This window comes from Dyella sp. Tek66A03 (assembly GCF_052567735.1).
In genome coordinates this window covers 720,314-744,726 of sequence record NZ_CP199584.1, presented here as the reverse complement: position 1 = coordinate 744,726, position 24,413 = coordinate 720,314, and the positions used below count along the sequence as shown (strand labels likewise).

26 protein-coding genes, 1 tRNA gene and 1 pseudogene are annotated in these 24,413 nt (G+C 64.2%); 9 read left to right on the top strand and 19 right to left on the bottom strand.

All coding sequences use genetic code 11. From position 1 onward, the window contains the following. Positions 1–6 precede the first annotated feature (6 nt). From ACT01B_RS03270 to ACT01B_RS03235, 8 genes are all read right to left on the bottom strand, one after another. A complete protein-coding gene (locus ACT01B_RS03270; RefSeq protein WP_445145960.1) occupies positions 7–336 on the bottom strand; it encodes a hypothetical protein in 330 nt (109 codons plus the stop codon). Positions 337–374: 38 nt separating this feature from the next. Continuing rightward, positions 375–1,736, bottom strand: coding sequence for a tryptophan--tRNA ligase (locus ACT01B_RS03265; RefSeq protein ID WP_445145959.1), 1,362 nt, complete (start codon positions 1,734–1,736; stop codon positions 375–377). 324 nt (positions 1,737–2,060) lie between these two features. Further along, complete coding sequence (gene rocF, locus ACT01B_RS03260) at positions 2,061–2,975, bottom strand: arginase (RefSeq protein WP_445145958.1); 915 nt, start codon at positions 2,973–2,975, stop codon at positions 2,061–2,063. A 9-nt stretch (positions 2,976–2,984) separates the two neighbouring features. Then, positions 2,985–3,395 carry a rhodanese-like domain-containing protein gene (locus ACT01B_RS03255; protein ID WP_445145957.1) on the bottom strand — a complete coding sequence of 137 codons (411 nt, stop codon included), beginning with the start codon at positions 3,393–3,395 and terminating at the stop codon, positions 2,985–2,987. A gap of 15 nt (positions 3,396–3,410) precedes the next feature. Then, positions 3,411–3,486: transfer RNA gene (locus ACT01B_RS03250), tRNA-Thr, on the bottom strand. Positions 3,487–3,538: 52 nt separating this feature from the next. Beyond that, positions 3,539–4,249 (bottom strand): SPOR domain-containing protein, encoded by a 711-nt coding sequence (locus tag ACT01B_RS03245; RefSeq protein ID WP_445145956.1) that lies wholly within the window; start codon positions 4,247–4,249, stop codon positions 3,539–3,541. Positions 4,250–4,285: 36 nt separating this feature from the next. Further along, positions 4,286–5,044: a type III pantothenate kinase gene (locus ACT01B_RS03240; RefSeq protein WP_445145955.1), complete on the bottom strand. Its 759-nt coding sequence runs from the start codon at positions 5,042–5,044 to the stop codon at positions 4,286–4,288. Next, positions 5,041–6,012, bottom strand: a complete 972-nt coding sequence (locus tag ACT01B_RS03235; protein WP_445147416.1) for a biotin--[acetyl-CoA-carboxylase] ligase — start codon at positions 6,010–6,012, stop codon at positions 5,041–5,043. Before ACT01B_RS03235 ends, ACT01B_RS03240 begins: the two co-directional genes overlap by 4 nt. Positions 6,013–6,355: 343 nt before the next feature. On the opposite strand from ACT01B_RS03235, the gene ACT01B_RS03230 reads away from it, so the two are divergent. Both ACT01B_RS03230 and ACT01B_RS03225 read left to right on the top strand, forming a co-directional pair. Beyond that, entirely contained in the window at positions 6,356–6,574 is a 219-nt protein-coding gene (locus ACT01B_RS03230; RefSeq protein ID WP_445145954.1) for a hypothetical protein, read from the top strand. An 11-nt stretch (positions 6,575–6,585) separates the two neighbouring features. After that, positions 6,586–7,350 (top strand): M90 family metallopeptidase, encoded by a 765-nt coding sequence (locus tag ACT01B_RS03225; protein WP_445145953.1) that lies wholly within the window; start codon positions 6,586–6,588, stop codon positions 7,348–7,350. A 285-nt stretch (positions 7,351–7,635) separates the two neighbouring features. Here the strand turns inward: ACT01B_RS03225 and ACT01B_RS03220 are convergent, their stop codons facing one another. From ACT01B_RS03220 to dusA, 4 genes are all read right to left on the bottom strand, one after another. Then, positions 7,636–9,054, bottom strand: a complete 1,419-nt coding sequence (locus ACT01B_RS03220; RefSeq protein WP_445145952.1) for an ATP-binding protein — start codon at positions 9,052–9,054, stop codon at positions 7,636–7,638. Beyond that, positions 9,020–9,712 (bottom strand): response regulator transcription factor, encoded by a 693-nt coding sequence (locus ACT01B_RS03215; protein ID WP_266149863.1) that lies wholly within the window; start codon positions 9,710–9,712, stop codon positions 9,020–9,022. The genes ACT01B_RS03220 and ACT01B_RS03215 overlap by 35 nt, the downstream gene beginning before the upstream one ends. Continuing rightward, on the bottom strand, positions 9,712–10,044 hold the full coding sequence (locus tag ACT01B_RS03210; RefSeq protein WP_445145951.1) for a PepSY domain-containing protein: 333 nt from the start codon (positions 10,042–10,044) through the stop codon (positions 9,712–9,714). The genes ACT01B_RS03215 and ACT01B_RS03210 overlap by 1 nt, the downstream gene beginning before the upstream one ends. A gap of 84 nt (positions 10,045–10,128) precedes the next feature. Then, positions 10,129–11,133 (bottom strand): tRNA dihydrouridine(20/20a) synthase DusA, encoded by a 1,005-nt coding sequence (dusA, locus tag ACT01B_RS03205; RefSeq protein WP_445145950.1) that lies wholly within the window; start codon positions 11,131–11,133, stop codon positions 10,129–10,131. A 367-nt stretch (positions 11,134–11,500) separates the two neighbouring features. Between dusA and ACT01B_RS03200 the strand changes: the two genes are divergently transcribed. The 3 genes from ACT01B_RS03200 to ACT01B_RS03190 all read left to right on the top strand — a co-directional run bounded on the left by ACT01B_RS03200 (position 11,501) and on the right by ACT01B_RS03190 (position 14,692). Beyond that, a complete protein-coding gene (locus ACT01B_RS03200; protein WP_445145949.1) occupies positions 11,501–12,277 on the top strand; it encodes a ferredoxin--NADP reductase in 777 nt (258 codons plus the stop codon). A gap of 67 nt (positions 12,278–12,344) precedes the next feature. Further along, positions 12,345–12,827, top strand: coding sequence for a DUF456 domain-containing protein (locus tag ACT01B_RS03195; RefSeq protein ID WP_445147415.1), 483 nt, complete (start codon positions 12,345–12,347; stop codon positions 12,825–12,827). A gap of 92 nt (positions 12,828–12,919) precedes the next feature. After that, positions 12,920–14,692, top strand: a complete 1,773-nt coding sequence (locus tag ACT01B_RS03190) for a DUF885 domain-containing protein (RefSeq protein WP_445145948.1) — start codon at positions 12,920–12,922, stop codon at positions 14,690–14,692. 37 nt (positions 14,693–14,729) lie between these two features. Here ACT01B_RS03190 and ACT01B_RS03185 read toward each other — a convergent pair whose 3' ends face one another. From ACT01B_RS03185 to ACT01B_RS03175, 3 genes are all read right to left on the bottom strand, one after another. Then, positions 14,730–15,092: a TfoX/Sxy family protein gene (locus tag ACT01B_RS03185; RefSeq protein WP_445145947.1), complete on the bottom strand. Its 363-nt coding sequence runs from the start codon at positions 15,090–15,092 to the stop codon at positions 14,730–14,732. 5 nt (positions 15,093–15,097) lie between these two features. After that, complete coding sequence (gene trhA, locus ACT01B_RS03180) at positions 15,098–15,766, bottom strand: PAQR family membrane homeostasis protein TrhA (protein WP_445145946.1); 669 nt, start codon at positions 15,764–15,766, stop codon at positions 15,098–15,100. 118 nt (positions 15,767–15,884) lie between these two features. Then, the gene (locus ACT01B_RS03175; RefSeq protein ID WP_445147414.1) at positions 15,885–16,313 is read right to left on the bottom strand and encodes a hypothetical protein; all 429 of its coding nucleotides are present in this window, start codon (positions 16,311–16,313) and stop codon (positions 15,885–15,887) included. Between the two features lie 335 nt (positions 16,314–16,648). Between ACT01B_RS03175 and ACT01B_RS03170 the strand changes: the two genes are divergently transcribed. Together ACT01B_RS03170 and ACT01B_RS03165 are read left to right on the top strand one after the other, a co-directional pair. Further along, entirely contained in the window at positions 16,649–17,476 is an 828-nt protein-coding gene (locus tag ACT01B_RS03170; RefSeq protein WP_445145945.1) for a universal stress protein, read from the top strand. Between the two features lie 191 nt (positions 17,477–17,667). Next, positions 17,668–18,327, top strand: a complete 660-nt coding sequence (locus tag ACT01B_RS03165) for a TonB family protein (RefSeq protein ID WP_445145944.1) — start codon at positions 17,668–17,670, stop codon at positions 18,325–18,327. Positions 18,328–18,445: 118 nt separating this feature from the next. On the opposite strand, the gene ACT01B_RS03160 is transcribed toward ACT01B_RS03165, so the two are convergent. Further along, the gene (locus ACT01B_RS03160) at positions 18,446–18,736 is read right to left on the bottom strand and encodes a hypothetical protein (protein ID WP_445145943.1); all 291 of its coding nucleotides are present in this window, start codon (positions 18,734–18,736) and stop codon (positions 18,446–18,448) included. Positions 18,737–18,960: 224 nt separating this feature from the next. Here ACT01B_RS03160 and ACT01B_RS03155 point away from each other — a divergent pair, with 224 nt between their 5' ends. Both ACT01B_RS03155 and ACT01B_RS03150 read left to right on the top strand, forming a co-directional pair. Beyond that, the gene (locus ACT01B_RS03155) at positions 18,961–19,539 is read left to right on the top strand and encodes a cysteine dioxygenase (RefSeq protein ID WP_445145942.1); all 579 of its coding nucleotides are present in this window, start codon (positions 18,961–18,963) and stop codon (positions 19,537–19,539) included. A 31-nt stretch (positions 19,540–19,570) separates the two neighbouring features. Further along, complete coding sequence (locus ACT01B_RS03150) at positions 19,571–20,938, top strand: FAD/NAD(P)-binding protein (RefSeq protein ID WP_445145941.1); 1,368 nt, start codon at positions 19,571–19,573, stop codon at positions 20,936–20,938. 46 nt (positions 20,939–20,984) lie between these two features. Here ACT01B_RS03150 and ACT01B_RS03145 read toward each other — a convergent pair whose 3' ends face one another. The 3 genes and pseudogenes from ACT01B_RS03145 to ACT01B_RS03135 form a co-directional block, all read right to left on the bottom strand. Then, on the bottom strand, positions 20,985–22,001 hold the full coding sequence (locus ACT01B_RS03145) for a zinc-binding alcohol dehydrogenase family protein (RefSeq protein ID WP_445145940.1): 1,017 nt from the start codon (positions 21,999–22,001) through the stop codon (positions 20,985–20,987). 42 nt (positions 22,002–22,043) lie between these two features. Next, complete coding sequence (locus ACT01B_RS03140) at positions 22,044–23,102, bottom strand: SDR family oxidoreductase (protein ID WP_445145939.1); 1,059 nt, start codon at positions 23,100–23,102, stop codon at positions 22,044–22,046. A 25-nt stretch (positions 23,103–23,127) separates the two neighbouring features. Then, positions 23,128–24,242 (bottom strand): annotated as a pseudogene (locus ACT01B_RS03135) (MFS transporter). Positions 24,243–24,413 lie beyond the last annotated feature (171 nt).

Genomic DNA, 24,413 nt, shown 5'->3' with positions numbered 1-24,413 from the left:
TCGTTTCTATGAGCGCGCGTGGGGGCGCCATACGAGATGGCGGATGATCATGGCCAAGACCAGCACCAGCACACAGGCGCCATAGCCATACAGGGCCGGAAGCACCTGCTGCCAGATCGCACCGCTTGAAGGGCCGTATTCGCCAACGGCAGGCACACTGGCCGTATCAAACGCCACCATGTCGCACTGCACCGCTGCGAAAGCGGCCAACAGCAAAGCGGCCACGTCAAAACTGCGGCGTGCTCGCGTACGCGGCAGACTCTTGGGATAGGCCCAATAAGCCCAGCCAAGGATGAGCAGCCAAGGCGCCAACAACAGGATGGCGAGGTAACGCATAAGTCAGATCACTCCATCAGAGCCTGCGCCTGCCGCACTCATTCCTGTGCCGCGAGCTGATCCAGTGCCCCACGCAAACGCGCGAGGGCTTCGTCCCGTGCCTGTTCGTCACCATAGGTGGGCGTGGTGGCCACTTCTTCGCCGTCCAATTCCAGCGCCAGCGCCAAGGGCTGCGCCTGCAGCACGGCCGCGACCGCGCCAAGTTCCTTGATGCGCTTCTGCAACGCACCGGCGGACTTGGGGTCGGCAAACGATTTGGACAACAGCAACTCTTCGCCCTCGGCGGAGAACAGGCGGAAGCGGAAGCTACCATCGCCATCGCGAAAACTGGCGAAGCGCGGCAATTTGCCCGCCTTCGGCGCAGCCTTGGCAGCCGCCGACGGCGTGCTCGATGCGCCGGAGCGCAGGCCGATGGCATCGCGCAACTCGGCCATCTTCGGCGCGGCAATCGCACGCGCTTTCTTCGCACCCTCGTGCAGGATTTCTTCGATCACGCCCGGACGCGCGATCAGCGCGTCATAGCTGTCGCGCATCGGCGCCACATCGACCTCGATGCGCTCGAACAGCACCTGCTTGGCCTCGCCCCAGCCAAGGCCATCGACCAGCGCCTGGCGGAACGCCGCCGATTCGGCTTCGCTGGCGAACGCGCGGAAGATGGTGAAAAGCGACGAGCTGTCCGGATCCTTCGCTTCGCCGGGCAGGCGCGAGTCGGTGACGATGCGCATGATCGTCTCTCGCAAATGCTTCTGGCCACCGGCGAACAGCGGAATGGTGTTGTCGTAACTCTTGGACATCTTGCGGCCGTCCAGGCCCGGCAACGTCGCCACCTGCTCCTCGATAACCACTTCCGGCAGCACGAAGAACTCGCGGCCGTAGATGTGGTTGAAGCGCTGCCCGATATCGCGCGTCATTTCGACGTGCTGGATCTGGTCCCGGCCCACCGGCACCTTGTGCGCATTGAAGGCAAGGATGTCCGCCGCCATCAGCACCGGATACATGTATAGGCCCGCGGTGACGCCGGCGTCGGCGTCCTCGCCCGCCGCGCTGTTCTTGTCCACGGCAGCCTTGTAGGCATGCGCACGGTTGAGCAGCCCCTTGGCCGCGACGCAGGTGAGGAACCAGGTCAGTTCCGGGATTTCCGGAATGTCGGACTGGCGATAGAACGTGACCTTCTGCGGATCGAGGCCGGCGGCCAGCCAGGTGGCGGCGATCTCCAGGCGCGAACGCTCGATGCGGGCCGCATCGTCGCTCTTGATCAGCGCGTGGTAGTCGGCCATGAAGTAGAACGCATCGACGTCATCGCGCCGGCTGGCGGCTACCGCCGGGCGGATCGCACCCACGTAGTTGCCCAGATGCGGCGTGCCGGTGGTGGTGATACCAGTGAGTACGCGGGTCTTCATGTGCGCTTCTTTAAGAATATGGTTGTGTCGGGGCGTTAAGGCGACGCTGATTAAGTATCGCCATCGTCATGATGCCTGGAAGGCCCGCAGGCTGCACCGCCTGGCGCAGGGAAGACTGGCCGTCTTGCCAAGCCGTGCAGTGCGGCCTGCGGGCCTTCCAGGCATCACCCCGTCCCTTAAATTCAACATGTTGGGGCCGCCCCTGTCTGCCCACATCTCTTCGGTGCGCCGGCTCGACAGCCAGCCAGGCTGCCTTCGCCGACGCCCCTGTGAGCTGCGCGCAGACAGGGGCGGTGACGATGGCGATACTTAATCAGCGTCGCCTTAACGGATCAGGGTGGACTTGCCGAACAAGGATTCGACCAGATCCACCGCCAGCCTTGCCGTCTGATTGCGCTTGTCGAAGGCCGGATTGAGTTCGACGATGTCGAGTGAGCTCACGCGCCCGGTGTCGGCGATCATCTCCATGCACAGCTGCGCCTCACGATAGTTCGGCCCACCCCGCACGGTGGTGCCCACGCCCGGCGCGATCGTCGGATCGAGGAAATCGACGTCGAAACTCACGTGCAGATGCGTGTTGTCATCCACGTCGGCAAGTGCTTCTTCCATGACGGCCTTCATGCCTGCTTCGTCGATCCGGCGCATGTCGAAGATGCGGACCTGAGCCTCGCGCACCAGGCGCTTCTCGCCCTCGTCCACCGAGCGGATGCCGATCTGGCGATACACGTCCGGTGAAGTGGCGGGCACATGCCCACCCAGCTCGACCAATTCCCTGGGCCCGTTGCCGCACAGACAGGACACCGGCATGCCGTGGATATTGCCCGAAGGCGTGACATCAGCCGTATTGAAGTCGGAGTGCGCATCCAGCCACAGCACGCGAAGTTTCTTACCCTGCTCACGGCAATAGCGTGCCACCGCACTGATCGAGCCGATGGCCAGGCAATGGTCGCCCCCCAGCATCACTGGCAATCTGCCGGCAGTCAGCTCGGTATAGACGGCCGTATGGACCGCCTGATTCCACGCCACGACCTGTGGCAGATGGCGATAGCCATCCTGCGCTGGTTGCCAGGGGTTGACCGGGCCCTGCAGATTGCCGTGATCGATGACCTCGAACCCGCGCCGCTCCAGCTTGCTGGCCAAATTGGCCACGCGCAGCGCCTCTGGGCCCATCGAGGCGCCGCGATGGCCGGCGCCGATGTCGGTGGGTACACCAATCAGGGATAGTGCCTTGTTACGCATGAAGTCTCGTCAGTGAGGATGGCTTGGATCGGCCGCGCTCTCGCGCACCAGGGGAAGTTGACGCTGCCGCCATGCATTCAGGCTGCCCTCGAGCTGGCGCACATGGGTATATCCCAGGCTCAGCAAGGTTTCCTGCGCACGCGCGGCGCGACGCCCGGAGACGCAGTACACCACGATTTCGCGATCGTGCGGCACGCCCAGGGCGCCGGCGCGACTGGCCAGCTCCTCCACCGGGATATTCAATGCGCCTGCAATATGACCGTCGCGAAATTCGTCGGTGTGACGCACATCAAGCAGCAAGGGCGCCTGCCCCGTCTGCTGCTGTTGCACCAGTTGCTCAGCCGCCAGCGGAACGTCCGTCGCCATGGCGACGCTCGCCCCCGCCAACATCAGAAGGGCGGCCAAGGACGCGTTGCGCATGCGGGAATCCTCGAATGGTGCCGGCAGCAGGAATCGAACCCGCGACCTACTGATTACAAATCAGTTGCTCTACCAACTGAGCTATGCCGGCGAAGAAGGCGAAGTCTAGCAAAACCGCGCGGATTGACGTCAAAACATCGACCTCAGAAACAGCCGGTGCTGTGCGACCCCACGCCGCGCACACGATTGCGCCAATCCGCGTGGCCGTTGTCGGACACTACCACGTCCAGCCAGTATTCCGGCACAGCCTCGGTACGCTCGCTCATCTGGGCCGGGAATCCGGCCGACGCCACCTGGTCGCGGCGACGGCGCGCGTTGGCTGGATCCTTGAACAGGCCGAGCGAGATGGTGTTGGACTGGTCACCCGTGCTGACGATGAAGTACTCGCCGACATTGGCCGCGGTAAGCCGGCGCGCCAGTTCCAGCGCCTTGTCGCGACTGCCGCCACCGGGCAGATAGACCCACCAGCCCGTGGTTTGGGTGGTCTGTTCCTGGCGCGAGCGCATGCGCGCGGCCTGGCTGGTAAGCGCCGCGCGGGCGTTACGCAGATCAATCGGCGTGGCGAACGGCCCAAGCGCCATGCAGGTATAGGTGGTCTGGCGCGGTGGCGCTCCCGGAGTCGGGGCTGGCGATAGGGACGGCGTGAATACGTCCGGGGCGACAGCCGTCGATGCCGACGCTACCGGCGGCGCCGTCGAGGCGGGTGGCGCCGGGCGCTCGGACAGCAATTTCAGCGCCGGCACATCCGGGTCGGTGACACTGCGACCATGCACGTCGTCCTGCCCCAGCAGCAACCACGCACCCACCGCAATGTTGAGGGCAATCAGCAGAACGAAGAGCAGGCGCAGGAACATCGTCGATCCGTCAGGCAAACGACACGAGCCGGCATTCTAGAGAGCCGACCGGAGAGAGGAATGTGCGTCCGACCACACGGCCAGGCCACGCAGCACGCTATCGGTGCTCAGCCTTGCCGGCACGGACACCAGCGGTAACAAGGCCTCGGCGTCGCCACCACCCAGAATCAGCAGCGGCGCACCGCCGAGCGCGGGTGCCAGGCGCGCCACGAAGCGCTCGATCAGCGCCGCGGCCGCTTGCCAGCAACCGGAAGCCACCGCATCGGGCGTGTTGTCGGCGACGTCGAGCACGCGCCCCGGTCGTTCGACCAGCACGCGAGCGGTCGCACCTAGCAGGGACTGCTGCATCAGCTGAGGCCCGGGGGCGATCAGGCCGCCCAGGTGCAGGCCATCCGCCGCCAGCGCGTCGAGCGTCAGCGCCGTGCCCACGCCAGCCAGCACGCAGGGCCCCAGACCATCGGCGCGGGCGGCCACCATAGCCAGGAAGCGGTCCACGCCCAGGCGCGACGGCTCGGCGTAGGCGTTGCGCACGCCGCAGGCTTCGGCCGGCGTGCGCAGCCACTGCGTTTCGCGCGCAAAGCAGGCCGACACCACCGCAGCGACCTGGGCCTCGCGCCCGCCGTCCACCACCGAAGCACCTGTGACGACAGCAGGTACGAGTAAATCGCGCCAGGCCTCGTGCAGCGCCAGCACGATGTCCTCGTTCCAACTCACGGCGCCCTGAGACTGCCAGTCGCCACCGTCGCGCAGCGCCCACTTGAGGCGTGTGTTGCCCAGGTCAAGCAGAAGTCTCATGCGCGACGCACCGTCACATCGGCGCTGTCGACCGACAACACGCCGGTGGGTGTTTGCAGCAGCAGTGCACCACGCGCATCCACGCCAGCGCCGACGCCATCGCGCTCACCCAGCGCACCTTGCAGGTGCAGCGCCTTGCCGCGCAGCAAATCATGTCCGGCGTATTCGTCGACGAATCCCGCGAAGCCGTCGCGTTCGAACTGGCGTAAACCTTCGACCAGGTTGGCGATCAAGCTCGCCGCGACCTGGTTTCGATCGGGCGCCTCGCCATGCGCGAGGTTGGCCAGGTCGTTAATGGGCTGCCCAGCCTGCTCGCGCAGCGCAGCGGTGAGCCGCACGTTGACGCCAACGCCGACGATGGCGGCGCAGGGGCCCTGATACTCTCCGCTCAGTTCGACCAAGATGCCGGCCAGCTTGCCAGCGTCACTCAGTACATCGTTAGGCCATTTGAGGCCCGCGCCCTGGATACCCAGGGCCGCCAGCGTGCGCATCACGATGACACCCACCGCCAGCGACAAGCCCGAGAGCGCGGCGAAACCCGCGTCGAACCGCTTCAGGCAGGAGAGGTAGACATTCAAGCCCGGCGGCGACAGCCAGGCCCGACCACGGCGCCCCCGGCCAGCGCTCTGGGTTTCGGCCAGGACCATGCTCAAGTCGGGCCACGTGCCAAGGCGACGCTGTATCTCATTGGAGGTCGAGTCGATCTCCCAATGTAGCTCCAGTGCGCCCAAGTCTTTGCGCACATGTGCTGGGAGCGCCGCGCGGATCTCCTGCAAACCAAGCACCTGCACAGGCCAGGGCAGGCAATAGCCGGCCGTGCCGCGCGACTCCACCGGCACCCCTCGCGCACGCAACGCCTCGATCTGCTTCCAGATGGCGGCGCGAGTGACTCCTGCGCGCTCGGCTAGCAAGGCACCCGATACGGTGTTCCCGCCCGCCAGCGCGACCAGCAGTTCTTGCGCCTGCATCAGCGCAAGCCCACGCCAGGGAGGCCGCATGAGCGGCAACCGATGGTAAAATCGCGCGGGGAAGTGAGACGTAGCATCGGACAATTCTAGCCTGCCGCGTGCACTCCCCAAACATTGGCACGGGCGTCTTCCTCCATGACTTCTGGGACTCGCGGGTTCTTGCGGGCGGCTTTCAGGGCACTGGTATCGGGTACCCATTTCTGCCAGCATCCGGTGCTTGGATTGTGGATCAAGGGGTTGCGCCGCCATGGTCGCCGGAAAGTTCTTGATAGGTTGTGCTCTGTGTGTCGGCAGCATCGGTGCTGCGTCGGCCATGGATGCTGACACCCAAGATCTGACCTCCATGCAGCGTTCGGTGGACAGCACGTCCAGCACTCACGATGGCGGTGGCAACAGCAGCGGCGACGCACTGGGCCTGCCACGCGATGCGTCGCCTTCATCGGGGCCGGCGGCATCCTCGTCCACCAATGACAACTGCCCGGGCGTCAACCCCGTCACGGCACCGCGCAGTCACCGCGCCAATCTTGGCTGGCAGTCACTGCTGCCCGGCTCTATCCAGTAAGTCTTCGGCCTGTGCCGGAATCATGGTGGCGGCGTTTCCGCGCCTATTTCACTCCCCCACCGCTCCCTGACCCACTTTGGCAAGGTGCGCTCGCAGCATGTCCGCTGGCGCTGAGGCTGAATGACGCGCGCCAGGATGAATTGCGGCGACTGGTGGCGGTTTTCCTCGCACGCAAGCGCTTTCATGCCCTGGCCGGAGCGGAACTGACTGGGCATCTGCGCACGCTGATCGCCATGCAGGCGTGCCTGCCTGCGCTCCAGCAAGGCCCGCGTGCCTTGCGCGGCTGGCGTGAGATACTGATTTATCCCGGCGAGTTCAAGGTGCATCGCAGCCACCACGACGAGCGCAGCGGCATCGTGAGCGAAGGCGAAGACGTGCTCATCGGCGAAGCGTGGGAACGCGGGCCGCTGGTGCTGTCGCTTGCCGACGTGCAACTCGACCTGGAGCGGCCATGGGACGGCTACAACGTGGTCGTGCACGAGATCGCGCACAAGCTCGACATGCTCGATGGCCCACCCGACGGCGTGCCGCCACTGCCAGCACATATCGTTCGACGGCAATGGATCGTGGCGTTCCAGCGAGCGTTCGATCATCTCGCCAACGACGTGGCGCGCGGACGCGATACCTTGATCGATGCGTATGCCGCCGAAGGTGCGGATGAATTCTTCGCCGTGGTCAGCGAGCTGCACTGGTCGCAACCGGCGGTGCTGCGTCGCGCCGACGCGGCGGTAGCCGATCTGCTGGATGCGTATTACGGACCGTCGCCGGCCCCTTAAGGCAACGCTGAATAAGTATCGCCGTCGCCACCGGCCCTGTCTGCGCGCAGCTCACAGGGGCGTCGGCGAAGGCAGCCTGGCTGGCTGTCGAGTCGGCGCACCGAAGAGATGCGGGCAGACAGGGCCGGCCCAACTGATAGGATTTCAAGTGTTTGGGTGATGTCTGGAAGGCCCGCAGGCTGCGCCGTACGGCTTGGCAAGACGGCCAGTCTTGCCGGCGCCGCACGACACACCCTGCGGGCCTTCCAGACATCATGGCGACGGCGATACTTATTCAGCGTTGCCTTAACCTGGCGGCAGCCGCACGCTGAAGCGAGCACCGTTGAGTTCCGGCGAACGATCGACGATCAGTTCGCCCTGATAGGCGCGCACGATGTCCTGCACGATGGACAAACCGATGCCGTGCCCCTGCACTCTTTCGTCACCGCGCACGCCACGCTGCAGCACACTCTCGATCTTGTCTTCGTCGATGCCCGGGCCGTCGTCCTCGACACTCAGCCATAAGCCGGGGCGCGGGCGGCCAGCGACAGGGCGCATCTTCACCACCAGCAGCACCTGGTGACGGGCCCACTTGAACGCGTTCTCCAACAGATTGCCCATCAGTTCGAGCAGGTCGCCCTGCTCTCCGTAGAACGCCGCGTTGTCGTCAATATCGAATTCGCACAAGACGTTCTTCGCCGCATAGACCTTCTCGAGGCTCTGCACCAGGTCCTCGGCGTGACCCGCGATCGGAATGGCGGTTGCCGCAAAGGTCTGCCGCCCCGATGTCGCCGCGCGTGCCAACTGATAGGCCACCAACTCGTCCATCTTGCGCACCTGGTCAAGCACCTGGTTGCGCAAACCCGATTCGTCGTTCACCGTTTCGAGTCCCGAGCGGATCACCGCCAGCGGCGTCTTCAGGCTGTGTGCGAGATCGGACAGGGTATTGCGCGTGCGCACGCGTTGCTCGCGCTCACTGTCGACGAAGGCGTTGATGCGCTCGGTAAGACCGGTAAGTTCGGCCGGGTATTGGTCAGCCAAATGCTCGCTTTCGCCGCGCTCCACGCGCGTCATCTCGTTGGCCACCTTGCGCAACGGCGTAAGACTCCAGCGCAACAGCAGCATCTGCAGCAGGATCAACATCACGCCCAAGGATGCGAGCCAGAAGACCAGGCTGCGGCGGAACACGGCGTTGCGTCCTTCGAGCTGGTCTTCGGTCTGCGCCACCATGAAGGTGAGGTGCACCGACTTCTTCTCCGCCGTATCGAGTGCCACACCGTAGGTGTAGTAGTACAGCCGCCCCATGCGCGTATCGATCGGGCCGTCGAACTGCCCTTCGCCCGGCGCCAGCGGCTTGAGAAAGGCAAAGTCGCGCCCGATCGCCGAAGGCGACTCCCACTTGAAACCGTTGTCGCCGATGGCGACGGCGTAGAGGCCCGAGCCTGGCCGCGAGAAGCTCGGGTCGGGCGGCGTGTCGGGCAGCAGTACCTTGCCGGAACGACCGACCTCGGTCCCCGCCAGATAGGCCACGACGAAGTTCTGCAGACGATCCTGCAGACCCTGTAGGGCGCTATCGGCACTGGTGCGCGACAGCGTGAGTCCGACTACGCCAAGGAAGGCCGCCAGCACGAAGCTGGTGGCAAGCGCCGCTCGCGCCGCCAGTGAGAATGGACGGCGCGGCGGTTGCGACTCACTCGTCGTCGGCTTCGCTGCGAGGGATGGCAAAGCGGTATCCGCGTCCACGTACCGTCTCGATGGGCTTGAGGTTACCGTCCGGGTCCAGCTTGCGGCGCAGACGACCAATAAAGACTTCCAGCACGTTCGAGTCGCGGTCGAAGTCCTGCTGGTAGATGTGCTCGGTGAGGTCGGCCTTGGAGACCAGTTCGCCGGCATGCAGCATCAGGTATTCCAGCACCTTGTACTCGTAACTGGTCAGGTCGACGACCTTGCCTTCCACAGTCACCGTCTGCGCGGTGGTATCGAGCTTGATCGGGCCGCAGGCCAGCACCGGCTTGGACCAGCCGCTGGCACGACGCACCAGCGCATTGATGCGCGCCAGCAGTTCCTCGACGTGGAACGGCTTGACCAGATAGTCGTCCGCACCGTGCTTGAGACCCTCGACCTTGTCCTGCCAGCCGCCACGGGCGGTGAGGATAAGGATCGGGTAACGCTGGCCGGCCTCGCGCAGCGCCTTGATCAGGTCCATGCCCGACATCCGGGGCAGCCCCAGGTCGATGATGGCCAGGTCGAACGGGACCTCGCGACCGAGGTAGATGCCCTCCTCGCCGTCCTGGGCCGCATCGACAGCAAAACCGTCGCGCTTCAAGCGGGCGGCGAGCGTTTCGCGCAGCGGCGCCTCGTCCTCAACCAAAAGGATGCGCATCAGTGTTTCTCCTTGTTGCTATCACCGTCAGCGGACGGATTCTTGGTCGAATCGTTGGAAGCCGGCCCCTTGCTGGCCTCCGTGGTCACGGTCACTACCCGCACATGGCCGGTAGGCGTCAACACCTTCACCCGATGCTCGAAGGAGGTTCGCCCACGCCGAACGGTACTGGCCGACAGCACCTTGCCGCCAGTCTCCTGCTGCACCTGGGTTACCGCCTGCTCCAGCGTCATCGCCGGCTCGACGGTCTGCGCAGCAAGCACAGCCGATCCCGCCGACAGCGAAAGCAGCAACACCGAGCCACACAGAATTGTTTTAATTTTGTTAAACAAACCCGAATAACCTGCGGGGACGAGAGGCATCTTCGTTCAGACTATGGAATCGGGGCTGAATATTGACCGGACGGGCCGGCGACGTCACGCGGCAACCTGGGTTGGCGCCATCGCCTGTTCGATCAGCGCCCAGCCGGCAGCCGGCAAATGGGCGCCTTCACTCAAGCGGCGACGGAAGCCGCGTGCGCCCGGTTCGCCCTGATAGAGCCCCAGCAGATGGCGGCTGATGTGCTTGAGCGCCGTGCCACGAGCAAGCTCTGCTTCGATGTACGGCCGCATGCGCAGCAGCACGTCTTCACGCGTGGGCAGCGGCTCGCCATACAGCGCCGCCTCGACCAGGGCCAGTACATAGGGGTCGTGATAAGCCGCGCGCCCCAACATGACGCCGTCGACCTGGGTCAGGTGCGCCTTTACCTGATCGGCCGTGGTGATGCCGCCGTTGATGACGATGGTCAGCTGCGGAAACTCGCGCTTGAGCCGATACACGCGCTGGTAATCGAGCGGCGGAATCTCGCGGTTCTCCTTCGGGCTCAACCCCTGCAGCCAAGCCTTGCGTGCGTGCACGACCAGCACGTCGACACCGGCATCGATCATCATCTCGGTGAAATGCTGCAGATCAGCGTATTCGTCCTGGTCGTCCACGCCGATACGGCACTTCACCGTCACCGGCACGACCACCGCATCGCGCATCGCCTTGACGCAATCGCCGACCAGGGCCGGCTCGCGCATCAGGCACGCACCGAAGCGACCCGACTGCACGCGATCGGAGGGACAACCCACGTTGAGGTTGATCTCGTCGTAACCCGCGTCCATGCCGTAACGTGCCGCCACCGCGAGCTCCTGTGGATCGCTGCCGCCGAGCTGAAGCGCCACCGGATGTTCCTGCTGGCTATGCTCAAGCAACCGCAGTTGTTTGCCGCGCACCAACGCGGCACTCGTCACCATCTCGGTATACAGGCGCGCATGCGGCGACAGCAGCCGATGGAAATAGCGGCAGTGGCGATCGGTCCAGTCCATCATCGGGGCGACGGTGAGGCGCCAGTCTTCTTTTTGAATGGACCTGGCGGTGGGGATAGTGGCTGCAGACATGAACGCTATTGTACGTGCTGACAGGGAACCGCATGGCCGGGGCATCGGAGCAATGCGGAAGCCAGGCATGGCGACGATGCGGCTCGCGTCATGATGCCGCAGTGATTTGCGTGCTCCGGGTCGGCCACGGCGCTGAAATTGCCGATTCGGCTGCAAAACCGTGCGGGGCCTCGTTTTCCGCGATGGGCGCTGCGCAGACGGCTTGCCATGAACAGCCCGTCCGGCGATGGCATAATGGCCCCCTGGCTGCACCTGCGGCAGCACTCGTCAGGCGCAGCGGCTTGCGCCTTCCCCCTACGAGTCCGAAACCGGTCCCCCAACCGGGGCCACGCCCGCAGCTCCCTCTACATCTGGACGGTAACCGGCAATGGTGGCATTGGCGACGGAGCACGTGATCGACGTGCACCACTGGAACGATAGCCTTTTCAGCTTCCGCACGACGCGCGATCCGGGCTTTCGCTTCGACAGCGGACAGTTCGTGATGATCGGCCTGGAGGTGGATGGACGTCCGTTGATGCGCGCGTATTCCATTGCCAGCGCGAACTACGAAGAACACCTGGAATTCTTCAGCATCAAGGTGCCGAACGGACCGTTGACCTCGCGCCTGCAGCACCTCCGGCCGGGCGACCCGCTCATCGTCAGCCGCAAGCCAACCGGCACGCTGGTGCTCAATGACCTCAAGCCGGGCAGGCATCTGTATCTGCTTGGCACGGGCACGGGCCTGGCGCCGTTCCTCAGCCTGGTGCGCGACCCGGAGACCTATGAGCGCTTCGACAAGATCGTGATCGCCCACGGCGTGCGCAACATCAGCGACCTTGCCTACGCCGATTTCCTGCAGCATGAATTGCTGCAGCATGAATACCTCGGTGAGCTCGCCCGCGAAAAGCTCATCTACTTCCCCACCGTGACGCGCGAAGCATTCCGCAACCAGGGGCGCATCACGGACGCCATCGTCGACGGTGCCATGAGCCAGGCCATCGGCCTGCCCGCGCTCGATCCGGCGACCGATCGCGTCATGCTTTGCGGTAGTCCCGCCATGCTGGACGACACCAGCGCCCTGCTGGATAGCCGCGGCTTTCAGATTTCGCCGCGAACCCGCGAACCAGGCGATTATGTGATCGAGCGCGCGTTCGTCGAGAAGTAAGCGTCGCAGCTCACTCTTCCACGTCGAGATGTGGCGGCACGTACCTGAGAGAGAGAGAGTCACCATGCTGGAGATCACGCTCTACGTATTGGCCGTTCTACTGATGGTGGGTGGACTGGTTGGCAATATCCTTCCGGCGCTGCCGGGCATCCCGATGATCTTCGGTGGCATCTGGCTGGCCGCGGCGGTGAATCAGTATCAGCACGTGGGGCTGTGGTGGCTGGTCGTGATCGGCTTGCTTGGCACCCTGGGCGTGATCGTCGACTTCGTCGCCGCCACACTGGGCGCCAAACGCGTAGGGGCGAGCCCACTGGCTTTGTCGGGGGCCGGCCTAGGTACGCTGATAGGCATGTTCTTCGGCATCGCGGGCCTGTTGCTGGGACCGTTCGCAGGCGCACTGCTGGGTGAGCTTGCTTCGGGCACCAGCGTGCTGCGCTCGGCCCATGTGGGAGCGGCCACCTGGATGGGGCTGCTGTTCGGTACCCTGATCAAGCTGGTGATTTCGTTCATCATGATCGGCCTGTTCGCCTTCGCCATGCTGATCGGCTAAATGCCGCCTCAGGGCCGCCCCGAGACCTTCGGCACATGGCGCCCGTCGCAGCTGCCCTTATAGGCTCCGGGTACCACTCTCTGGGGAACAACATGTCCAAACGTCTCGCCCTTGCCATGGCGGTCTCGCTGGCCGCTGTCGGATCGGTTCACGCAGAAACCAAGACACCTACCTGGATTGAGCGCAGCAACACCGACTCCAAGGTGATGCTCGACGTGCTCGCCCAGTTCAGTCCGGAGTTCGCCTCGCAGATCGGCCTGCCTGAGTACGACGCCAAGGTCGCCGATCTCAAGCCCGACGTCGATGCGCGCACCCGTGCCGCGCTGGTCGATGCGAAGGCCAAGCTCGAGAAAATGCTGGCCGCCGAGAAGGACACCAATGTGAAGCAGGATCTGCAGATCCTGATCAAGGCCGCCGATCAGCAGATCGAAGGCATCGACCTCAATCACAAATACCTGCTCCCCTACCAGGACGTGGGCCAGCTGATCTTTGGTGGCGAATTCGCCCTGCTGAAGGACGATGTCGCCGCCAAGCGCCGCCCCGCCGCGCTCAAGCGACTGCAATGCTATGTAGGCAAGGCGCCCGGCTGCACGCCGATCACCGAGCTGGCCAAGGCGCAGACCACAGCGCGCCTGGGCGAGAAGGACCTGATCGGCCCATACAAGGGCGAAGTGGAGCAGAAGCTCGCCAACACCCAGCGTTACGCGCAGGGCATCCGCCAGCTGTTCGCCAAGTACAAGCTGGACGACGCTGAAGGCAAGGCCGCCCTCGATGCACTGGACAGCCAGCTGAAGGACTATGACAGCTGGGTGCGCGCCACCATCGTGCCGCGCGCACGCGCGGACTTCCGCCTGCCCGAGCCGCTGTATGCGTACAACCTCAAGCAGGTGGGCGTCGACATTCCGCCGGAGCAGCTGATCAAGCAGGCGCAGCTGGAATTCGTCGAACTGCGCTCGATGATGCAGATGATGGCGCCGGTGGTGGCCAAGGCCGAAGGCATCGACGCCACGGACTACCGTGACGTGCTGAAGGCGCTCAAGCAGCAGCAGCTGGGCAAGGACGACGTGGTGCCGTGGTATCACGAAACCATCGGCAAGATCGAAGACACCATCCGCCGCGAGCACATCATCACGCTGCCGCAGCGCAAGATGCAGATGCGTCTGGCCTCCGAGGCGGAAACCGCCGCCGTACCGGCACCGCACATGGATCCGCCGCCCTTCATCAACAACCACGGTGAGCAGGGCACCTTCGTGCTGACCATGGGCAATCCGTCGTCGAACGGCGACAAGTCGCAGTCGTATGACGACTTCACCTACAAGGCTGCGGCCTGGACGCTGACCTCGCACGAAGGCCGCCCAGGACATGAGTTGCAGTTTGCCGCCATGGTGGAGCGCGGCGTGTCGCTGGCGCGCAGCCTGTTCGCCTTCAATAGCGTCAACGTGGAAGGCTGGGCGCTGTACGCGGAATCGGAGATGCTGCCGTATGAGCCGCCGGCTGGTCAGTTCGTCGCCCTCCAGGCTCGCCTGCAGCGCGCTGCCCGCGCGTATCTGGACCCGATGCTCAACCTCGGCCTGATCAGCAAGGAGCGCGCGCACGATGTTCTGCGCCACGAGGTGGGTCTGTCCGAAGCGATGACCCAGCAGGAGCTGGACCGCTACACCTTCAACAGCCCGGGCCAGGCCACGGCGTATTTCTACGGCTATATGCGCCTGCAGCAGACGCGCCTGGACACCGAGCTGGCACTGGGCAAGGACTTCAATCGCCAGGCCTTCAACGACTTCGTGATTGGCCAGGGCCTGCTGCCACCGGAACAGCTGGCCGAAGCGGTGCGTACGCAGTTCATCCCGTCGCAGAAAAAGCAGTGATCTAGGCGCGCGGGGACCACCTCGTCCCCGCCAACGATTAGGGCCGCGTCTTCGGGCGCGGCCCTTTCTTTTTGGGCATCGATCGTGCCTCTGCGCTGCGCTCCAGCCACATGGCCAGCTGCGCCGTGTCGCTGCAGAGCGATGAAGGCAGCACGATGTATTGCCGGCTCAGCGGCAGGCCGGGTCGTGGTTCGAAGCGCTTGGCGCCTTCACGCGCCAGCAGATCAAGCTGATCTTCTGCGGCGAGCTTCAGCGCAAGCCCCTGGGTCGACAGCCATGCACACGGCTTCTCGCCGAAGTAGGCCATCAAGCCGCCGAACATCGCATGGAAACGCAGATCATGTGGCCGCCCCAGATGGGTGGCGGCGTCCTCAAGGTCGCGCCGCAGCGCGTCGAGCACGGGATTCACACCGGCGCGGCGGGAATCACATAGAACAGCACCGCCAGGTAATGCAGCACGCTGCCGGCAAGTACGAAGACGTGCCATACAGAGTGGTGGTAAGGCAGCTTGCGCCACAGATAGAACGGTACGCCCAGCGTGTAGGCCACGCCGCCGGCAATCAACAACACCATGCCGCCGAACTGCAGGTGCTCGCTCAAGGGCTTGAACGCAATCAGGCCGACCCAGCCCATCGCCACATACATCAGTACGGCAAGGCGGCGGTAACGCTTGAGCAAGCCAAGCTCCAGCGCGCTGCCCATCAAGGCCAGCCCCCAGATCGCGCAGAACAAACCCCAGCCCCAGGCGCCGGGCAACGCGATCAAGGTGAAAGGTGTATAGGTGCCGGCGATTAGCAGGAAGATCGCGATATGGTCGAACGTGCGCAGCACCCGCTTGGCCAGCACACCCGGAATCGAGTGATAGAGCGTCGATGCGGTGTAACAAAGAATCAGGGTGGTACCGAATACCGCACTGGCGACGACAGCGCGCGCGTCGCCATAAAGCGCGGAGAACGCCACCAGGGTGGCCAGGCCGGCGATGCTGAGCGCGATGCCAATGCCGTGGATGACGCTACTGGCGAGTTCATCGCCAAAGGCATAACGGGAGGTAGCCGTGCCGGGGTTGGCGGACATGGTGGGGATTCCTCGTCTATCGAAACGTACGGGACCGCACGAACCCCGCCACCTTAGCCATCTGCGGATCGAATGCAAAGCCGGGCGCAACGTAGGCAACGCCACGCCCGCAAGTGGGTCATTCGAGGATGAAAGCGCCAAAGGCCACGCCGAGATCCCAGCCCTTGCCCGTTCCGCTCAGCGCCAACGAGACATTGCCCTTGGTCATCACCCGTGCGCCGGCGGATTTCGAGGCGCCCGCGTGAACCCCTGCATCGGCGTAATGCCCCTTGATCTCGCTGATGCTGGTGATGCCGGAGAACTTGCCGATGCCGTGGTCAATCTCGTTCTTGCCAAAGGTCAGACCACCGCCCTTCACACGGATATGCACGCCCATGCTTTGCCCGTTGCTGCAATGGACGGTGCCGCTACCGGTGGCCGTCTGATAGAACACCGACCAGCCGGACAGATGGAAATCCATCTTGCATTCGATGTCTCCCGCGCGGGCCGAGGTCGAGGCCATCCAACAGGCCAGGACCAGCGCCACCGCACCCACGCTTTTCCACATCGTCATACCACTTCTCCTATTTAGCGGCGCTCACGCCCAGGCGAGGCGGGAGGATGATTCTGGCAAGCATCCTCCTTCTGACACGTGAATGCTCCCTTCACCCAGGCTGTACACCAAATCAAGCCGGACGCCGGGAGAATGGCGCGACCGGGCATCCCCTCTCTCTCCCCCGATGCTCGGTCTTGCGGCCCCGCCACCCTGTGCGGGGCTTTTTTTTCAGATCCGCACGCATCAGCCCGCCCCGCAGCCACGGCCAAGCTGCGGCGGCCCGGGCTGCGCAGAGACAATGAACAGGCTCTAAGCTGGGCAGGGACTGGAATCAGGAGGACCGCGCGATGTCAGCTATCGATCTGCTGTTGCATCTGGACCATTGGGACCTGGACGTACCTGCCCCGCGTGCCGCCCTGGCATTGGCACGTCGCCTGGGTGCGCGGCTGGATGCGCTTTACGTGGCTGACCTTCCCGCCGCCGCCTTCAGCCTGCCGGAGGCGGTGCCGGTCCAACTGGAAGAAACCCAGCGCCGGGTCGCCGAAGCCCATACGCACGCGCCCCACTGGCAACAGCTGCTCGGCGCCCACGGCCTGGCCGGCGCCTGGCGGGTCACCCAGGGGGACACGGTCCAAACCGTCAGTCAGGCAGCCTCGGGCTACGACTTCCTGATCATGGAGCGCAGCCAGCAGCGCAGTGATGCCCCAGTCGGTTTTGGATCGGTGTCGCGCTGCGTCTTCGCCAGCGGCCGACCGGTGCTGGTCGTGCCGGATCTGGCGCCCGTCCCCGACCTCGGTGCCCGCGTGCTGGTGGCGTGGAATGGCAGCCGCGAATCTGCCCTCGCACTCGCCGCAGCGATACCCATCCTGCAGAAAGCGGACGACGTGTTGGTACTGGACGGCAGCGAAATGAATGCGGACCTGCTGCCCGTGCTGCCGCCGCCAGGACTCGCCGATTGGCTGCAACGCCACGGCATTCGCGCACGGGTGGAAGTTTTAGATACCAACCCCAGTCATGCCGCGGGCCCCGCGTTGCTGGACGCGGCGCACAAGCATGCTGCGGACCTCATCGTGATGGGCGCATGGAGCCGCTCACGGCTTGCCCAGATGATGTTGGGCGGTACGACGCGCCACCTGTTCATGCATGGGGATGTGCCGATGCTGGTGGCGCACTGAGTCCGTCCAACGACCCAAAAATTCGCTCTCGCGACCCCACCGGCCCCGCCGCACAGAATAGCCTTCCATACGGCCACTTGCGCAAGTCATTTTTGTAGGCTTAGGCTGGTTTCGCATCCGCACGATCCCCACCGCGTCCCCACGCGGCGCTGCGGATGCCATCCCAACATCGAGCCGTCAGGAGGTCGCTTATGTCGTCCGCAAGCCTGGCTGTATCTCGTACCGCCCATCCCGATAGCGTGCGCATCGCCGCACTCAGTGCCGCCATCGCCCTTAATCTCGCCGCCCTGCTCGCCGTCATGCGGCCCTTGGCGCCTCACCTGGCCGAACAGGTGCAGCGTTTGGCCGACATCCAGATCCACTGGGTCACCGCTCCGCCCGAGGTGAAGCCGCCGCCAACGCTCGAACTCAAGCCCATCGTGCAACCCAAGCCCATCGCCCATCCGCAGGTGCAGCCCCTGCCCGTTGCCGCGCCAGAGGCCATGTCGAGCGAGGACAGCCCCATGGCGGTACCGACCGTCACGCCCACCATGGTCTCCGATACACCATCGACGGGAACGGAGGCGGCACCGGTCGAAGCCACCCTCGCCTACAAGGCGGTACCACTGAAGTATCCGCCGCAGGCGCTGCACGCGCACATGGAAGGCACGGTATTGCTAAGAGTGCTGGTGGATGAACATGGCGTACCCCAAGACGTCATGATCGCCAAGAGCAGCGGCTACGCCCTGCTCGATCGCAGCGCCCGTGAGCAGGTACTGAAGGGCTGGACATTCGAGCCTGCCATGGCGAACGGGCACGCCATACGGGCATGGGCGCAGGTGCCGGTCAGCTTCAGCCTGAATCAGCTTTGATACACCAGGGCCTGATTGGCACGGATCGGGCGATCCCCAGCGCGCCGATCGATTGAAAAGGAAAGGCCCGGCCTGCATTGAACGCCAGGCCGGGCCATTCCACGGCAAGCGTGATGTTTCAGCGACCAGTGGCCGGAGTTGCAGGCGCCGATCGCTGCGTGGCGCGTGCAATGGCCCAGACCACGGCCAACAGCAGGATCACCGGCAGGCAGAACGGCAACACGGCCAGCGCCACGATCGGCGCGATGACGAGCAGGGCCAAGCCACCGAACAGCAGTCCCAGCGCCGCGCCGACGATGCTGAACAGGCCGCCGATCAGCGCGAACGTCAACTTGAATACGACCCCGATGACGGCGGCCATGAGCCATAACGTCATTACCAACATCAAGAGCAGGCTTATCGCGATCATGGCGCACCTCCCTCCAGCACAGCCCAGAGGCTTCATACGCGGCCGACATATTGGCGGCCGACGCGAGTTTCAAGGCCTCGACGGCTACGATCTTGCGCGCATGCCACAGCGTTCGCATGTTGCGGAAGTCATGACCTGCCCAGGCCTTTCGGCACGCTCGAAGTTACGGGACTTTAACGATGTGCATGGTCCACTGCGCCCCGGTTCCTGACGAGTTCCATCGCATGGCTAAACACATGCAACACCTCAAGGCACTGCGTGACATCGCATTTTCCTATGGTGTAGGCGAGCATCCGGATCTTGCTTCGATGGCAAGAGAGCTCAGTCGCATGGTGTACCAGAACCGGCAGTCGCTGAATGACGACCTGGCCGATCTGCGTACGCACAACAAGGGTTTTGAGCGCTGGCTGGTAGCCTTGCGCAGCAAGCCGAACATCAGCGTGCTGGTAAGCGCATGGCCTGCCAACCATGTTACCCCGATCCACGACCATGGCGGCCTGTGGGGGCTCGAGCTGGCCTTGCATGGCGCGCTCGAAGTGGAGTCGTGGGACCGTGACCCGCAAGGTCGCTCCCTGAAACCGATGGGACGCGACTGGCTGGGGCCGGGCGACGCCAGCTGGTTCGATGCCGATGATCGCTATGCGCATCGCTGCCGCAATCTTTCCCGGCACGACACCGCACTGACGCTTCACGTCTATGGTGGCGATCTGGCACAGTACGCCACATACGAAAAAGCCGGCGAAACCGGTCAATGGCTCACTTGGCCGCAGCGCGCCGCGATTGCCGGCCACCTGCACGCCTGAGCCGTACAACGCAATCATTTAAGGGAGTGGCATGTATCGAAGGGTCGCCATTATCGGCGGCGGCGCGGCAGCGGCAGCGCTGCTGAGCGAGCTGCTGGAACGCCAGCCGTCGCAGCCGTTGCATCTGGACTGGTATACCGGCGGCGACACGTCGGCACGCGGCGTGGCCTACGGCACCCGTTCCGACCGGCATCTACTGAACGTGCGTGCGGCATCCATGAGCATGTTCGCCGCCAAGCCGCGCGGCTTCCTCGACTTTGCCCAGCGTGGCGATCACACCATTGCGGGAACCGACTTCCTGCCGCGTCGCCTCTACGGCGACTACCTGGAAGCGGAAGTCGCGCGCGCGCTGGAAAGCGCCCGCGACGCCGGCCACGACGTACGCGTGCTGCCGTTTGCGGTCGATGCCGTGGTGCCGGAGAACGAAGGTGTCACCGTCATTCATGGCGAGGAGAACAGTCGCGTCGATGCCGCCGTCCTTGCACTGGGATCGCTGCCGCCACAGCCCCTGGCTGGCGTGAGCGAAGCGGCACTCGAGAGCGGCCAGTACGTGACCGAGCCGTGGGGCTTCCTCGCTTCAGTAAAGCCCGACAGCCGACCGCTCAAGGTGGTGCTGATTGGTCTTGGCCTCACCGCGGTGGATGTGCTTCTGGAGCTATCCGCGCAATGGCCGAACGCGCAGTTCCTTGCCATATCGCGACACGGCTTGTTGCCGGAGTCGCATCTGCAGTCTGCTTCAGCACCCGTGGATGACAGCAGCGACCTGATCGAATCGATGCGCGATGCACCAGATATCCGCACCTGGATACGCCTGCTGCGTGAGGCTGCGGCACAGAGCGGCGACTGGCGCACGGTCATCGACAGCCTGCGTCCGCATACGCCGACCTTGTGGGGCCTTTTGCCAGTCTCCGAACGCGCTAGCTTTCTGCGCCATGCGCGCTGGGCGTGGGAGCGTATGCGTCACCGCATGGCACCACAGGTCATGGCATCGTTGCAGGCGCTGGAAAACGAGGGTCGGCTGCAACGCCGTCGCGGTCGCTTGCAGGCCGTCGATGTGGCCGGCGGCAAGCTGCATTTGGACATTCGTTCGCCACGCGATGGCTCGATCTCATCGATGGACGCCGACGTGGTGATCCAGACTGTTGGCCTCAATACCGATGTGCGCCGCACGAAGCATCGCCTGATTCGTCAGTTGGCGACCAACGGGCATGTGACGCCGGATGTACTCGGACTGGGTTGCGAAGGAACCACCGAAGGCCGCCTAAAGCATGACGGCCAGACCTGGCCTCACCTCTACGCCATCGGCACCCTGCTGCGCGGCACGCTGTGGGAATCGACAGCGATGCCGGAGATCCGCCAGCAGGCGCGCAACCTGGCGGATCGCATTCTCGCTCCTTGAACAGCCCACGGCAGATGCCTCGGCATCTGCCGTGCGACAGCGGTTTTTACGCGAAGCCGCCGAGCACCAGCTTGCCGATCGTGCTTGCGCTCTCCAGCTGTGCATGGGCGCGGCGCAGATTCGCTGCATTGATGGTGCCGGCATGTTCGCGCAATGTACTGCGCAGCACGCCGGCATCCACGAGATTGGCCACTTCATCGAGCAATACATGCTGCGCCTGCATGTCATCGGTGTGATGCAGCGAACGCGTATACATGAACTCCCAATGCAACGAGAGGCTCTTGGGTTTCATCAGGCGGATATCCAGCGGCGTTGCCGGATCGTCGATCAGGCCGAGCTTGCCCTGCGGCTTGAGCAGCTCCACCAGGGCGGGAAAATGCTGCTCCGTATGGGTGAGGCTCAGCACGTAGTCGACGCCCGTTGGCGAGATCGCCTTGACCTGGGCGACCAGGTCGCTGCGATGATCGACCACGTGATGCGCCCCCATGTCCCTTACCCATGCGCGGCTGTCATCGCGCGATGCCGTAGCGATGACCGTGAGGTTGGTCAGGCGGCGCACCAGCTGGATCGCCATGGAACCCACGCCGCCCGCACCACCGACTACCAGCACGTTGCCACGGCGCGCCGTACTGCCGCGCGGAACGCCTAGGCGGTCGAACAGCAGTTCCCATGCGGTGATGGTGGTAAGCGGCATCGCCGCCGCCTGGGCGAAATCCAGCGCAGCCGGTTTGCGCCCTACGATGCGTTCATCGACAAGTTGGAGCTCGGCATTGCTGCCAGAGCGGTCGATCGCACCGGCGTAGTAGACCGCGTCGCCCGGCTTGAACAGACTGATGTCCGCACCGACCGCCACCACCGTTCCGGCAGCATCCCAGCCAAGCACCTTATCCGTGCCCTGCGGATCGGCACGCATGCGTATCTTGGTGTCGACGGGATTCACCGAGATGGCTTCGACCTTGACCAGCAGGTCGCGCCCCTGTGCCACCGGCGCGGGCAAGTCGACATCCAACAGGCTCTGAGGATCGGTGATCGGCAGGATATGTCGATAAGCGACGGCTTTCATGAGGTACTCCTGAGAGCTGATTCGGATAGCTGACACGCGACGCTAGGGAATGATTTTGCGCCTGCGAAAATCGTCGAACAAGCGCATGAACATCGCCTGTGTTTCGACGTGCTCATGGAAGCCGAATCGGCGTGCCTTGGAGCCATCGCCGAACATGTCGTAGTCCCATGAGAATACGAAATCGGCAAAACGCCATGACGACACTTCGGCATAGGCGTGCGGCGCGAGCGCATGCTTGTCGAGCATCGCTTGCCATAACGGCTGCTTGTCCGCCATCACCGTATCCAGCGCCAATGGCAACGGCGGCGCCACCTCGAGCTTGAAATAGCGGGCGATGGCGGGCCACATCTCATTCCAGCGAAACAAATCGCCATTGGTGATGTTGAACGCCTGGTTGGCACAATGCTCATCGGTGGCGGCCCACACGGTGGCGCGCGCCAGCAGGCCGGCGTCAGTCATTTCCAGCAAGCGGTCGTAGGCACCGGGTTTGCCGGGAAAACGCAGCGGCAAACCAAGTTCCTTGCTCATCGATGCGTACACCGCAATCGCGAGCGCGAGATTCATCGGATTGCCGAGCGCGAAGCCACCGACCACCGCTGGGCGGATCGCCGACCAGCTCCACGCCTTACCGATTTGCCGCGCTTCCAGAAAGCGCTGCTGGTCGTGCATGAATTCGGGAGGCATGAAGGCCGCATCGGTTTCGCGTGCAGGCGTTTTGAAGGGGCCTAGATGACCGCCGTAGACCTTGTAGCCTTGCATCAAGCTGATGTGTTGCAGGCGCATCGCCACCGGCTCGATCGCTTCGACGGCATTCATGAGCATCGCCATATTCGGCGGCACCAGTTCCGCCCAGCTCGGGCGATCCTGATAGGCCGTGTAGAAGATGTGCGTTACCTGCTGAAGGCCGGCGAGCTTTTCGCGGGTATCGCCCGGATCGAGCAGATCCACCGCGACGTGCTGCACACCATCCGTCGATATACCGCCACGACGCGATAGACCAACCACCCGCCAATCGTCCAACGTTGCCAAATGATCGACGAGGTTGCGACCAATCACGCCCTGGGCACCGACGACCAGGGCTACCTTCATTGCTTTACTCATGACATTCCCTTGCGATCGCGAGTGATTACGCGCGGACCACGCTGCCAGCGATGGCGTTGGTAGTACGGCGACGCCCCAGCGCAGCGCTGGCCAGCGTCACCAGCAAGCCAAGCACGGTGACCACGGCACCGGCGATGCTGACCGAGGGCAAGCCAAAACCCAGATCGATCAGCGAGCCGCCGATAAAGGCACCGATCGCATTGCCCAGATTGAACGCGGCGATATTGAGCGTCGATGCGAGATGCGGTCCGTCACCGGCCTGCTGCACGACGCGCATCTGCAGCGGCGGCACCGTGGCGAACGCAGCCACGCCCCACACGAAGACGGTGATGATCGCGGCCGTGGTGTCGTGCATGGTCCAGGCAAACGCCAGCATGATCAGTGCCAGCACCACCAGCACACCGATCAGCGACGGCATCAGGCGCCAGTCGGCCAGGCGACCGCCCAGCATATTGCCCACGGTCGTGCCGGCACCGAATAGCACCAGCACCCAACCCGTAGCGCCCACGCTTACGTGGGACTGCTGCTGAAGAATCGGCGCGATATAAGTGAATACAGTGAATACACCTCCAAAGCCGAGCACCGTCATCGCCAGTGCAAGCAACACCTGGGGTTGCCGCAATACCACCAGCTCGCGACGCATGTGGGGCATAGGCAGATCCGGCAAGGCTGGCACTAGCCGCCATACGGCCATGGCCGCCACCAGGCCCAGCCCGGTGACCGCGCCGAAGGTCGCGCGCCAGCCGGCCCATTGGCCGAGAAAGGTGCCGAACGGTACGCCCAACACATTAGCCAGGGTCAGGCCGGTGAACATCAGTGCGACGGCGCGGGCCGCCTGGTCACGCGGCACGATATGCGATGCCACCACCGCACCGATACCAAAGAACGAGCCGTGAAGAACGCAGCGACTACGCGCGCCACCATCAGCACGCCGTAGTTCGGCGCCACGGCACAAAGCGCGTTGCCGAGGATGAACAGACCTAGCAACAGCAGCAGGGCGTTGCGGCGCTCCATCCGGGCGGTGAGCGCGGCCAGCAAGGGCGCCCCGGCAGCCACGCCCAGCGCATAGCCCGACACCAGCAACCCCGCCGAGGGAATGCTCACATGCAGGTCGGCGGCCACTTCCGGCAACAGGCCCATGATCACGAATTCGGTAGTGCCGATGGCAAAGGCTGCCACCGATAGGGCAAACAGCGCCCATTTGCTCGAAACGGCGCTCATCGCCGCAGTCCGGCGGATCGGATAGTCATGAGATTGGCTCAACGGAGGAAACGGCGGCACTGTGCGCCTTGTGGAGTCCTGCGTGAATTG